General features: G+C 70.5%; 8 protein-coding genes. 3 read left to right on the top strand and 5 right to left on the bottom strand.

Annotated elements, in window-relative coordinates; translation table 11 throughout:
• From AC2CHG_RS25140 to AC2CHG_RS25125, 4 genes are all read right to left on the bottom strand, one after another.
• On the bottom strand, positions 1-4,249 hold a 4,249-nt coding region (locus tag AC2CHG_RS25140), incomplete at its 3' end, for an amino acid adenylation domain-containing protein (protein WP_484525712.1).
• A gap of 150 nt (positions 4,250-4,399) precedes the next feature.
• On the bottom strand, positions 4,400-5,584 hold the full coding sequence (locus AC2CHG_RS25135; protein ID WP_484525711.1) for a cytochrome P450: 1,185 nt from the start codon (positions 5,582-5,584) through the stop codon (positions 4,400-4,402).
• Between the two features lie 30 nt (positions 5,585-5,614).
• Positions 5,615-6,655 carry an isocitrate/isopropylmalate dehydrogenase family protein gene (locus tag AC2CHG_RS25130; RefSeq protein ID WP_484525710.1) on the bottom strand — a complete coding sequence of 347 codons (1,041 nt, stop codon included), beginning with the start codon at positions 6,653-6,655 and terminating at the stop codon, positions 5,615-5,617.
• Positions 6,655-7,848 carry a pyridoxal phosphate-dependent aminotransferase gene (locus tag AC2CHG_RS25125; RefSeq protein ID WP_484525709.1) on the bottom strand — a complete coding sequence of 398 codons (1,194 nt, stop codon included), beginning with the start codon at positions 7,846-7,848 and terminating at the stop codon, positions 6,655-6,657. The genes AC2CHG_RS25130 and AC2CHG_RS25125 overlap by 1 nt, the downstream gene beginning before the upstream one ends.
• A gap of 629 nt (positions 7,849-8,477) precedes the next feature.
• Here AC2CHG_RS25125 and AC2CHG_RS25120 point away from each other — a divergent pair.
• Positions 8,478-9,338, top strand: a complete 861-nt coding sequence (locus tag AC2CHG_RS25120; protein WP_484525708.1) for an ArsR/SmtB family transcription factor — start codon at positions 8,478-8,480, stop codon at positions 9,336-9,338.
• A gap of 543 nt (positions 9,339-9,881) precedes the next feature.
• Here the strand turns inward: AC2CHG_RS25120 and AC2CHG_RS25115 are convergent.
• Positions 9,882-11,045, bottom strand: coding sequence for an acyl-CoA dehydrogenase family protein (locus AC2CHG_RS25115; protein ID WP_262012482.1), 1,164 nt, complete (start codon positions 11,043-11,045; stop codon positions 9,882-9,884).
• Between the two features lie 247 nt (positions 11,046-11,292).
• On the opposite strand from AC2CHG_RS25115, the gene AC2CHG_RS25110 reads away from it, so the two are divergent.
• Both AC2CHG_RS25110 and AC2CHG_RS25105 read left to right on the top strand, forming a co-directional pair.
• Positions 11,293-12,720, top strand: a complete 1,428-nt coding sequence (locus AC2CHG_RS25110; protein WP_484525707.1) for a UDP-glucose dehydrogenase family protein — start codon at positions 11,293-11,295, stop codon at positions 12,718-12,720.
• 161 nt (positions 12,721-12,881) lie between these two features.
• On the top strand, positions 12,882-13,159 hold a 278-nt coding region (locus AC2CHG_RS25105), incomplete at its 3' end, for a hypothetical protein (RefSeq protein ID WP_484525706.1).

Raw genomic sequence — 13,159 nt, 5'->3', positions numbered from 1 at the left:
ACAACTCACCGGCCACACCCACCGGCACCGGATTCAGACCCTCGTCCACCACATAGACCACCGTGTTACCCAACGGCCGCCCGATAGGGACCGGGCTGGTGCCGTCGTAGCCGGCGGGCACCTCGTACCAGGTGGCCGCGACGGTGGACTCCACCGGGCCGTAACAGTTGACGAGGCGCAGGTGCGGTGCGTGCCGCAGCGCCTTGGCGATGTGGAACGGGGATGCGACGTCGCCGCCGGTGATCACCTGGCGGACGCTGCGCAGCTCGTCGGGGAATGCGTCCACGAATGCGTTGAGCAGGCTCGGGGGCATGCACAGGGTGGTGACACCGTGCTCACGGACCAGGCCGGCGAGCACCTCGGCGTCGGTGGGCTGGTTCGGGTACAGCACGGACGTGCCCCCGTGCAGCAGTACCGACCAGAGTTCGGCCGACAGACCGTCCCAGGACATCGAGAGGCACTGCGGAACGACCTCGTCCGGCCCGGAGATCATGAGCCCGGAGGAGAAGAACGTACGCACGGTCGCGCGGTGCGGGGCGGCGACACCCTTCGGCATGCCGGTCGAGCCGGAGGTGTACATGATGTAGGCGAGGTCGTCCGGTGTGGTCAGGTTCGCCGGAGTCGTCTCCGGATGCTCCGCCAGGGTGTCCCAGCCGGTGTCCAGGAGGATCACGGTACTGGCCGCCTCGTCGCCGAACACACCGGCGAGCTCCTCCTCGGTCAGCAGCACGGGCGCCGCGGTGTCGGCGAGCATGAAGGTCAACCGGTCTGCGGGGTAGGCGGGGTCCAGCGGGACATAGACGCCTCCGGCCTTGAGGATGCCGAGCATCCCGGCGACCATCCGCCAGCCCCGCCGCACGCAGAGCCCGACCGGCACGTCGGGTCCGACGCCGAGGCCGCGCAGCGCGTGGGCGATCCGGTTGGCGCGCCGGTCCAGCTCCTCATAGCTGATCCGGTCCTGGCCCGCGATCACGGCCACGGCGTCCGGCCGGATGCGTACCTGCTCCTCGAACAGTTCGTGCACGCACTTGTCGGAGGGGTATTCGGCGTCGGTGTCGTTGAACTCGGTCAGGACTCGGTGCTCCTCCGCCGCGGAGAGCATCGGCAGCGCCGAGACGGTCTGCGTGGGATCGTCGAGAACGGCGTCCAGCAGCCGGAACAGCATGCCGGCGAGGCGGCGGACGGTTTCCGCCTCGAACAGGTCGCTGTTGTAGCCCAGCCAGACCGTCAGGTCGTTGCCGCGCTCCACGAACTCCACCGTGAGATCGAACATCGACGAGCGACGGGGCACGTCGTAGCCGGTCACCGAGAGCTCGCCGCCGACATGCGCCTCCTCCACCAGCGCCCGGTGAAGCACCACGAGCACCTGCGCAAGCGGATACCGGCTGGGGTCGCGCACCGGGGCGACCTCGTCGACGACACGCTCGAACGGCACCTGCTGATGGACGAAGGCCTCGAGCACCGTCTCCTTGACACCGTTCAGGAGCTGCTCGAACGGAGCGGACCCGTCCACCTGCGAGCGCAGCACCACCGTGTTGACGAAGGAGCCGACGATGTGCTCAGTCTCGGCCCGGTCGCGCCCCGCGACGACGGTGGCGAACGCGACGTCCGACGACCCGGACAGGCGTGCCAGGAGCACGTCCACCACGGCCGTCAGCGACATGAACAACGTGCTGCCGTGCCGGTGGGAGAGCTCGCGCAGGCGGGCCACCTTCTGGGCGGGAATGTGGAACCGCTCGGCGCCGCCGGCCCACGTACGCACCCGGGGCCGCGGCCGGTCGGTCGGCAGTTCGAGTGGGTTGACGCCGTCCAGCGTCCGGCGCCAGTGGGCGAGGGAGTCGGCGAGCGCGTCGTCGGTGAGGTGCTCCCGCTGCCAGACCGCGAAGTCGGCGTACTGGAGCGTCACCGGCGGCAGGGCGGGCTCGGAACCGTGCAGCTCGGCCTCGTAGAACTCGATCAGCTCGCGGATCAGGACGCCTACCGACCACCGATCGAGCACGATGTGATGCACGGTCAGCAGCAGCATGTGCTCGTCGTCGGCCGTGCGGAACAGGCTCGGCCGGACCAGTGGCCCGACGGCCAGATCGAACGGACGGGTCAGGTCCGCCGCGGCCCGGGCGTCCAGCTCGGCCTCGGGGTCGGGCTCGGAGCGCAGATCCGCCACGGTGACCTGCGGTGTCCGCGGCGGGTGGACAATCTGCACCGGCTGGTCGTCGGCCATCTCGAACGTGGTGCGCAGCGCCTCGTGCCGCTCCACCACGCCGGCCAGTGCCCGCAGCAGGGCTGCCTCGTCCAGCTCACCGGTGAGACGCAGGCCGGTGCCGAGGTTGTACTCGTAGCTCTCCGGCGCGAACTCGGCCATGAACCACAGCGCCTGCTGGGCGTACGAGACGGGCAGGGCACCGGTCCGCTCGGCCGGGCGTACCGCATCGGTGTCCTCGCCGGGCGACGCGGCCCGGCCGGATGGTTCCTGCTCGGCGACGAGTTCGGCCATCGCGGCGGCCGTCGGCCGGTCGAACATCGCCCGCGGTGAGAGGTCCACCGCCAGGTCCTCACGGATCCGCGCCAGCACCTGGATGGTGAGCAGCGAGTCGCCGCCCATCTGAAAGAAGTCGTCCTCGGCGCCGACCTCGGGCAACCCGAGTACCTCGCCGTAGATGCCAACGAGCAGCTTCTCGATCGGCGTCGCGGCGGCAACGAACCCGTCGTCACCCTCGGGCCGCACCGGCACGTCGGGCAGCGCGCGCCGGTCCACCTTGCCGTTCGGCGTCAGCGGCAACCGGTCGACCACGACGAAGGCGGCGGGGACCAGGTAGTCCGGCAGCCGGCGCCGGAGGTCGTCGCGCAGCCGCACGGCGGTGACCGGTTCCCCGGCCGGCACCACGTAGGCGACCAGGCGGGGCTTGCCGGGTGCCGTCTCCCGCACCACGACGGCGGCGTGCGCCAGGCCGGGGTGCGCGGTCAGCGCCGCCTCGACCTCACCGGGCTCGACCCGGAATCCGTTGATCTTCACCTGGTCGTCGGCGCGACCGACAAAGTCGAGCTGGCCGTCGGGTCCTCGCCGCACCAGATCCCCGGAGCGGTACATCCGGTCGCCCGGCGAGCCGAAGGGGTCTGGCAGGAACACCGCGTCGGTGATCTCACGCCGGTTCAGGTATCCGTCGGCGAGGCCGAGCCCTGCGATGTACAGCTCTCCGGTGGCGCCGTCCTCGACCGGCGTCAGCTCCGGATCCAGGACGTACACGCGGGTACCGATGATCGGAAGGCCGATCGGTGCGGCGTCGCCGTCCGGGCTCAGCGGCCGGCTCATCGTGGCGCAGACGGTCGACTCGGTCGGCCCGTACGCGTTCACCATCGTGCGGCCGCCAGCCCAACGCCTGACCAGGTCCGGCGCGCAGGCCTCCCCCGCCACGACCAGCACCGACACCGAGGGCAGCGCGTCCGGCGGCAGCACCGCCAGGGCGGACGGCGGTAGCGTCACATGGGTGACGCCGTGCTCGGCGATCAGATCGGCCAGCGCCGGACCGGGCAGCAGCCGGTCGGCCGGGGCACACACCAGTGTCCCGCCGGTCAGCAGCGCCATGCACACCTCCCAGACGGAGGCGTCGAAGCTGGGCGAGGCGAACTGGAGGACCCGGCTCCCCGGGCCGGCCGCCAGCCGTCGCCGATGCGACTCCACCAGGCTGGGGATGCCGGTGTGCGGGACGACCACACCCTTGGGGACGCCGGTGGAGCCGGAGGTGTAGATGACGTAGGCCGGTGCCTGCGCGTCGCGCAGCACGTCCGGCGCGGTCTTGGGCCGCCGGCCGAGGTCGTCCACGGTCCGGGGCCCGTCGAGCACGGTCACCGGGATGATGCCGGGCAGGGACACCTCGACGGTGGCCGTGGTGAGCACCCGCACCGGGCCGGCGTCGCGCAGCATGAAGGTGATCCGCTCGGCGGGGTAGAGCGGGTCGACCGGCAGAAACGTCGCACCGGCCTTCGCCACTGCCACCTGCGCGACGATCGCCTCGACCGAGCGCGGCAACGCCAGTGCGACGATGTCACGCGGCCGAACGCCCTCCTCCACCAGCAGGTGCGCGAGCTCGTTCGCGCGCCGGTCGAGCTCCGCGTACGTAAGCCGGACGTCCTCGAACCGGAGGGCTCCGGCGTTCGGCTGGGCGCTGACCTGCTGCTCGAACAGGTCAGCGAGGCAAGCGCCCTGACCCGGGACGGAAGCTGCCTTGTTCACCGGGTACTCGGCTTCCACGTGACCCTCCAGGTATCGATGTCGTCGGTGAGCGTGTTCAGGACCGACGCGTCGGGCAGACGACAGCGTCGCGCGACGGGTGGGCCGGTGCCACGGCCTTTCAACCTCGGGGGAAATGCGGTCCGCACGGCCGGTGGCCGGGTACGGCGGTCAGCCGACCGGGGCCCGCGGTGTGACGGTCACGCGCAGACTGCGACGGCCCTGCACCAGATTCGACCGCAGCGCGACGGGCGGCGTCGGGATGACCACTGCGTCGGCGAGTTCCGCCAGCGCCTCCAGGAGCAGGCGGATCTCCAGCCGAGCCAGTGCGGCGCCGAGGCACACGTGTGGCCCGTAGCCGAAGCCGAGGTGCTTGTTCGGCTGCCGATCCGGGCGGAACACGTCCGCCTGAGGAAAGACGCGCTCGTCCCGGTTCGCGGCGGCCAGCCATGCGACCACGGCAGAGCCCTCCGCGATCTCCTGCCCGCCGATGGTCACCGGCTCGGTGGCGACGCGCAGGACGTGCATGGCGGGCGACGTCCAGCGCAGCACCTCCTCGATGAGCGGATGCACGGCCTCGGGGCGGTCCCGGACCAGGGTGAGCAGCTCCGGGCGCTCGCTGAGGATCTCGAAACAGCCGGCGATCGCGTGCCGGGTCGTCTCGTTGCCGCCGATGAGCACGTTGTCGCAGTTGATGACGACGTCGGAGGCGTTCAGCCCCGGGTCACGCAGCATGCCGCTGATCAGGTCCTGCCCCGGCCGGCGGCGCCGCCGCGCGATCAGGTCGTCGAAGTAGTACAGGATCTCGGTGTGGGCCTGGGAGGGCGTCATCTTGTCGAACGTCTCGTCGGCCCCCCCGAAGGCGTGATTGGTCAGCTCGATCAGCCGGTCGCGTTCGCCCACCGGGATGTCCAGCACCTCGCACACCACCGCCGCAGGGATGCGGGGCGCCAGGCCGGTGGCGACGTCGTGCACCTCACCGTCGCAGAGGGCTTCGACATGGGTACGGATCTCGCGGCGGACCGCGTCCTCCATCGACACGGCGCGCATACGCGACAGGAAGGGCCCGACGAGCTTGCGCAGCCGGGCGTGCCGGGCACCGTCGCTGACCACCAGCATCCGCCCGCCGGACCGGTCGCGGTGGTCAGCGTCGAAGCCGATCATCATGCCGTACTCGGAGGTGAACGGTGCGGAGTGGGCGAAGAGGGAGCGGCAGTGCTCGTGGGAGAAGACCGACCAGAAACCGCCGGGTGACGTCCCCGGTTCGCTCCACAGGACGGCATCCGCCTCGGTGTGTTCGCGCCACCGCTTGTAGCGCTCGGCACTCAGGTATAGGTCGGCGTCACCCAGATCCATTGCCGCGTCCTCCCGGCGTCCGCGTGACGATCACCATCCCGTCGCCAGCAATTCGGCACGGATCGCCGCGCCCGCCTGCGTGGTGGTCAACGTGCCACCGAGGTCCGTGGTGCATCTTCCGGCCGCCACCGTGCGCTTGACCGCGTCGCGCAGGGCCCGGGCCTCACCGCTGTGGCCACGCCGGTCCAGCAGCAACGCGGCGCTCTCCAGTGCTCCGATCGGGTTGGCGATGCCCTTGCCGGCGATGTCGGGTGCCGAGCCGTGCACCGGTTCGAACAGGGCGAAGCCCGTCTCCGGATTCAGGTTCACCGACGCCGCGCTCCCGATGCCACCGGCGAGCTGGGCGGTGAGGTCGCTAAGGATGTCCCCGTACGAGTTGTTCGTGACGACGACGTCGAATCGGGTCGGGTCGGCGACCAGGTTCATGGCCGCGGCGTCCACGTACAGATGCGAGGTCTCGATGTCGGGATGGCGGGCGACGGCCTCATGCCAGCAGCGCTGCCATAGCCGGCCGCCGTGCCGGACCGCGTTCGACTTGTCCACCATGCACACCGACCGGCGAGCGATGGAGAAGGCGTAGTCGAGGATGCGGCTGACCCCGAGATAGGTGTTGACCTCCTCGTCCATCGCGACCTCGTCCTTCGTGCCGGCGCGCAGCACGCCTCCCACACCGAGGTAGAGACCCTCGGTGTTCTCCCGCACGACGACCAGGTCGATGGGCCGCCGGGCCGGGTCGCGCAGCGGGCTCACCCGGTCGTGCAGCAGTGCGGCGGGGCGGTGGTTGACGTACAGGTCGAATTCGAAGCGCAGCCGCAGCAGGATGTCGCGGGCGTAGCCGGTGGACGAGACGCGCGCGTCTCCCACCGCCCCGAACAGCACCGCGCCGGCCCGGCGCACCCGCTCCAGGTCGTCCTCGGACATGGCGACACCCGTCTCGAGGTAGGTGTCGGCGTTGATGTGGTCGAGGACGTCGAAAGTGAGGTCCAGGCCGAGGGCCGCGACGGTCTCGGTCGCCTCCCGGGCGACCTCCGGTCCGACGCCGTCGCCCGGAATCACCGCGATGGTGCTCATCATGCTCTCCTGGTGGCCGGTGCCGTCGCGCCGCCGAGGCGGGCGGCCAACTCGTCGATGACGCTGTCCGGGCGGTTGAACGCGACGCGGACGAGGTATTTGCCGCCCCCGTTGGGGAAGAAGAACGTCCCGGGTACGAACAGGACGCGCGCCCGGGCCAGCAGATCCAGCACGAACGCCTCGGAGTCGGTGTCGCTGACGTCCCGGATGTCGGCCAACGCGTAGCAGCCGCCCTGCGGTGCAACGCAGCGCAGGCCGTAGCCGCGCAGCGCCTCGACCACCCGGTCCCGGCGGTCCTGCAGACCGGGCCGGGGATCCCACGCCGTGCCGTCGAGAAGGTGCGCACCGGCCAGCCCGGCCTGCAACGGGTGCGCCGCGCCGCCGCTGGTGACGATGTGCACCCGGCGCAGCACCTCGGTGCGCTCCGCGTCGGCGAGCAGGAACCCCATCCGCCAGCCGCTGATGGCGTGGCTCTTCGACAGGCTGCCGAGGACGACGGTGCGGTGCCCGGCACCGGGTACGTCGCGCGGGGAGAGGTGGGTCCGGCCGTCGAAGACGTACGAGGAATAGACCTCGTCCGAGATGATCGTCGCGTCCCAGCGTTCGCAGAGCGCGCCGATCTCCCGGATATCGTCCGCGGTGAGCAGGCGGCCCGTCGGATTGTTCGGCGTGTTGACGATGACGGCGCGGGTCCGGGGGCCGAACGCGGCGGCCAGTTCCTCGGAGTCGTAGCGCCAGCCGTCGCCACGCAGCGGAACGAACCTGGCCTGCGCGCCGGCGACCGTGATGGCGGTCAGGAAGTTCTCGTAGCAGGGCTCTAGGACGACGACCTCGTCACCGGGGTCCACGGTCGCCAGCAGTGCGACGCACAACGCCTCGGTGGCCCCGGAGGTGACGGTGAGATCGGTCAGTGGGTCGACGCCCCGCCCGAGTCGTCCGGCCAGTGCGGTACGCAGACCCAGGTCGCCGTCCGGCGGGGCGTACTGGTTGGCGCCGCCGCGCAGGGCCGCGCACGCCGCCTCGACGACCTCGGCCGGCGGATCCGGCCAGGCCGGTGTCCCCACCGCGAAATCCAGAGTGTCCGCGGGCACCCCGGCGCCCAGCAGCTTGGTGAGCCCGCCTACGGAGAGCCGGCGTGCCCGTCCGGCGAACCGGTGCCGGCCCGCCTTCGGCTCCTCGTCCAGTTGTGTCATCTTTCGAGAACCCCTCCCACCGACGTGGCGGCCCGATCGTGGCCGTCCCGGGCGGGGCCGATCCATGTCTTTCAGCCGAGAACGAACGCGCCAGGTGAGCTGGGGTCACCGATCCGGAAGCGGGTGGCGTCCGGCGTGTGAACGGACGGGTTGGCAGCCGTTCATAAAGATCACCTACCGCTTCGCCGGCGGTTGCCCGGCCTTACCGGCCGACATGACCCAAAGGCGGCGACCACTGGCTCCGACTTCATCGACTCCAATCTTGTCCAAGCAGGACGGTGTTGACACCCCGGATACCCGTAGGCAAAAATTCTCGATGCTCGGCCGGCGCCACCCGGCGTCCGGTCCGCAATTGTCTCGCCACCACCGCTGACTTGCGACAAACGCTGAGTCCGGCGCTGAGCCGGAGACAACCGCGGAACGGAGGGAAACCGCCCACATCGATGCGAATGGGCCCTCCTGATACGACGTGACATCTGCAAACGCAGACCGCACCACCACGGCTACCTGAAGGAACTTTCGACGCAGACACCAAATTGAATAGCAACCGTAACAAATGACTGACACCACGGGGGAACGTTGTGTTGAGAATTCACTTCACGGTTACTGACCTGACTCGAATAAGAGTGATGAACTCGCTGGGAGTCCTCGCGGAGACGATATTCGCGCTGGACTCCCTGGACGATTCCGGAAATGGCGTCTTCCGTCGATGGCGACAGCGGGTTCGCAACGAACTCGAACGCCAGGGCAGCCCCATCCGCATCCTGCCCCCGCCGCTGCGGCCGCTGTCGAGTCTCCTCTGGCTCATCGACCGGGGGCCGCAGCGGGGCCTGGACGAGCTGTCTGAGATGGGATGCAACCCGCAACGCATCTCCGCCGCGGTGCAGAACTTCTCCCGCGTGGCGATCAAGCCCTACTGGGAGCGCATGTCCGCCTACCGTGAGATCGAACGCGAAGCCCGCGGCCGGATGGTGCTGACTGGGGGCACCGAGTCGATCCTGGCCAACCTGGGCGCACGCACCAGATGGCAGGCCCCGGTACTGGAGATTTCCCGCGCGGAGAGCCGGGACGTCCACCTCGACGGACGTGGACTGCTGCTCGCCCCGGCGGTCTTCCTCTCCGACCAGGCGGTGTTCATCGAGTCCCACCGAGTCTCGGGACGCCCGGCGGTGCTGTTCCCGGCGCTACCGGACCAGGCGATGGCGTCGACGCTGTGGAAGGAACCGGTCAACAGCACCGCCGGCCTTGCCGCCCTGATGGGCCACACCAGGGCGGCGGTGCTGCGCGAGCTCACGAACAGCGCCAGCACGGGAGAACTGGCCGAGCGGCTGGGCATCTCCCCCGCGGGCGCGAGTCAGCACGCGACGGTGCTGCGCAAGGCCGGTCTGATCACGACCCAGCGCCAGCGCAACACGGTGCTGCACGTCCCGACCCGGCTGGGCATGGCACTGCTGGCCGGTCAGGACGGGCAGTCGCTCGGACTGGAATGAGCACGGCGGCATGCGCGAGGAACCCCGGGGCGGCGTCGACGATCCGGGCGGGCAGGCGTCCGGAAATCACGCCGAGAAGAGCCGACAATCCGCAGCTCACCCGCACGGCATATGCGATTCGGCGAACGGATTCCCAAGCAGTGGACGTCCGGTGCTCGACTGCCGCTGCGGCCCGACGGTTGCGGCACTCCGGGAGAAAGACGTCCGGCGGCCGGCCGGGCGGTGGGGGAAGACCGCCCGACGACCACCCTTCCTCCCATAAACCGGGAGAGTCATCACGTCGCACCGGCAATCGCGTCACACTGCAAAGGCAAGGTGGGCCGGCAGTGACATTCCCGATCGGGACCGCACCCCTTCGAGAAGGCGCGCCGGTTCGCCGCTTCGCACGCCGCCTGAACCCGCCGGCGGACATCATTTCGCCGCCTGCGTCGAAGTATTTCCGACAGCGACGTCATCGCATTTCTTCTGCGCGAGACGGGCGGCCGCGCGGGACCGGTGCGGCCGAGTCGAGCGGCCCGGCCACACCCGCCCGCAAATTGCTTGTCAGCCCTTCAGGAGCTGACGCGCCATGACGATGCGCTGCACCTGGTTGGTGCCCTCGTAGATCTGGGTGATCTTGGCGTCCCGCATCATCCGCTCGACCGGGTAGTCGCGGGTGTAGCCGTAGCCGCCGAGCAGCTGGACCGCGTCCGTGGTGATCTCCATGGCGGCGTCGGACGCGAAGCACTTGGCGGCCGCGCCGAAGTAGGTCAGGTCCGCGTCGCCGCGCTCGGACTTGCCGGCGGCGGCGTACGTGAGCTGCCGCGCCGCCTCCAGCTTCATGCCCATGTCGGCGAGCATGAACTGGATGCCCTGGAAGTCGGCGACCGGCTTGCCGAACTGCTTGCGCTCCTGGACGTAGCCCTTGGCGTAGTCCAGCGCGCCCTGGGCGATGCCGACCGCCTGCGCGGCGATGGTGACCCGGGTGTGGTCCAGCGTCTTCATCGCGGTGGCGAAGCCGGTGCCCTCGGCGCCGATCATGCGATCGGCGGGGATCCGGACGTTGTCGAAGTAGACCTCGCGGGTGGGCGAGCCCTTGATGCCGAGCTTCTTCTCCGGGGCGCCGAAGCTGACGCCCGGGTCGGACTTCTCCACCACGAACGCGGAGATGCCCCGGGACCGGGCTGTGGGATCGGTCACGGCGAACACGGTGTAGTACTCGGACACGCCCGCGTTGGTGATCCACCGCTTCACGCCGTTCAGCACCCAGTGGTCTCCGTCACGTACCGCCTTCGTCGTCATCGAGGCGGCGTCGCTGCCCGCCTCGGGCTCGGAGAGGCAGTAGGAGAACATGCCCTCCCCGGCCGCGACCGGGGTGAGGTACTTGCGCTTCAGCTCCTCGGAGCCGGCCAGCAGCAGCGGCATGGTGCCCAGCTTGTTCACCGCCGGGATCAGCGAGGACGACGCGCAGGCCCGGGCCACCTCCTCGATCACGATGGCCGTGGCCAGGGCATCAGCGCCGGCGCCGCCGTACTCGACCGGGATGTGCGGGGCGTGGAAGTCGGCGGCGCGCAGGGCCTCGTACGACGCCTTGGGGAACTCACCTGTCTCATCCGCCTCGGCGGCGTGCGGAGCCACCTTGGCCGCACAGACCTCACGGACCGCCTCCCGGATCGCCTCGTGCTCCTCCGGCAACCGGTAGACGTCGAACGACTGCTCTGCGGCCATGTCGGCCCTCCCCTTTCACCGCTATCATGCGCAGTCTGTGCCGCCCAGGGGCCGACGACTGCCGCAAACTGAAGGATAGCCACCGGCCCCGGCCGAACCTTACCGGCGGGTAGGCTCGCGCCCGAGCCTCGCCCGCCCGACCCCATTACCCTCACAGCAGACATCCAGTTCCCTCGGTGCCCGGCCTCGGCGCCCCAGCAGAATGCGACGCGTGGAAGCGCCGCCAGTGCGAGCGGAGAAGACAGGCGTGACGATTCCGTACCCGAACACCCAGCCGATGCCCGCCATCGCCGCGGTGACCCCGCCGTCCGGCGCCGCCCGCCCGCGGGTGACCTTCCTCGGCACCGGCTACCTCGGTGCGACCTACGCCATCTGCTATGCGGAGCTGGGCTACGAGGTGCTCGGCTTCGACGTGGACGCCGACAAGATCGCCAAGCTGAACGCCGGCGAGGTGCCGATCCACGAGCCGGGCCTCGACGAGCTGCTGCGGCGCAACCTCGCCGCCGGCCGGCTGCGGTTCAGCACCGACATCCAGGAGACCGCCAACTTCGGCGACGTCCACTTCATCTGCGTCGGCACCCCGCAGCGGGCCGACGGGATGGGCGCCGACCTGTCGTACGTCGAGGCGTCCGTGACCAGCCTCGCCCAGCACCTGACCCGCAAGGCGCTGATCGTCGGCAAGTCCACCGTGCCGGTGGGCACCGCCGAGTGGGTGGAGCAGCTCGTCGGCAAGCACACCCCGGCCGACCTCGGCGTCGAGGTGGCGTGGAGCCCCGAGTTCCTCCAGGAGGGCTTCGCCGTCGACGACGTGCTGCGTCCGAACCGGATCGTGGTCGGCGTCAAGAGCGAGTGGGCCAACGGCATGCTGTTCGCCGCCCACAAGGGCGTCTTCGACCTGGCCGCCACCGAGGACCGCGAGGTGCCGCTGGTGGTCACCGACTTCGCGACCGCCGAGCTGGTCAAGGTCGCCGCGAACGCGTTCCTCGCCACCAAGATCTCCTTCATCAACGCGATGGCCGAGGTCTGCGAGGCGGCCGGCGGCGACGTCACCCAGCTCGCCCGCTCGATCGGCTACGACCCGCGCATCGGCAACCGGTTCCTCCAGGCCGGGCTCGGTTTCGGCGGCGCCTGCCTGCCCAAGGACATCCGCGCGTTCCAGGCCCGCGCGCAGGAGCTGGGCGCCGGTGAGGCGCTGCGCTTCCTGCACGAGGTCGACCTGATCAACCAGCGCCGCCGCAGCCGCGTCGTGCAGCTCGCCGCCGAGCTGCTCGGCCGCCGCTCCGGCCCGGCCGGCCCGGACCTGTCCGGCACGCGGGTCGCGGTGCTCGGCGCCACGTTCAAACCCAACACCGATGACGTACGCGACGCGCCGGCGCTCGCGGTCGCCTCGCTGCTCGGCAAGGCCGGCGCCGACGTGCACGTGTTCGATCCGCAGGGGGTCGAGAACGCGCGCCGGGCGGTGCCCGAGCTGACGTACGAGGAGACGATGAACGACGCCGTCCGCGGCGCCGACCTGGTCTGCGTGCTCACCGAGTGGGCCGAGTTCCGCAACGCCGACCCGGTCGCACTGGGCGAGCTGGCGAACGGCCGCAAGGTGGTCGACGGGCGCAACTGCCTCGACTCCACACTGTGGACGCAGGCCGGCTGGGAGTACCGCGGCATGGGCCGCCCCTGATCCGCTGAGCGCGCGGACCGGCCGCCGGGGAACGTCTCCCGGCGGCCGGTCCGTTTTTGTTGTCCGGAACGCGGCGGCAACTGTCGAAATCCCGGCCCACTCAAGGCATGCTGCCTCTGGGAGGTCCACAGTGCGGGGGCACGGGCGGACGGGAGACTGTCGTGGAGAGCTTCAGGTGCGCCTCGTGCGGGCAGGACATCAAGCCCGCCGTCGTCTGCCCGCACTGCGGCGCGCACCAGCCGCAGTGGGCCGAGCACCTGGCCGACATCGAGCGCTCGATCGCCGAGATGAAGGCCCGCGACGCCGAGATCGCCCGGGAACAGCGGCAGATCGCCGCCAAGATGCAGGCCGCCCTCTTCCAGCGGGACATCCTGGCGCACGCCGGTGAGGAACGGGTCCGGCAGGCCACCCGGCCGCGCCGGGTGCTGCGCCGCCGGCC

This window comes from Micromonospora sp. ATLC20 (assembly GCF_057196585.1).
Note: the sequence above shows the minus strand (reverse complement) of the source record. Positions and strands in the feature narration are given on the sequence as shown.

Bases quoted from the DNA above. Each gene is read 5' to 3' on its own strand.
- AC2CHG_RS25135 (WP_484525711.1), bottom strand. From the start codon at position 5,584: ATGGATCTGGGTGACGCCGACCTATACCTGAGTGCCGAGCGCTACAAG.
- AC2CHG_RS25115 (WP_262012482.1), bottom strand. From the start codon at position 11,045: ATGGCCGCAGAGCAGTCGTTCGACGTCTACCGGTTGCCGGAGGAGCAC.
- AC2CHG_RS25125 (WP_484525709.1), bottom strand. From the start codon at position 7,848: ATGACACAACTGGACGAGGAGCCGAAGGCGGGCCGGCACCGGTTCGCC.
- AC2CHG_RS25120 (WP_484525708.1), top strand. From the start codon at position 8,478: ATGAACTCGCTGGGAGTCCTCGCGGAGACGATATTCGCGCTGGACTCC.
- AC2CHG_RS25130 (WP_484525710.1), bottom strand. From the start codon at position 6,655: ATGAGCACCATCGCGGTGATTCCGGGCGACGGCGTCGGACCGGAGGTC.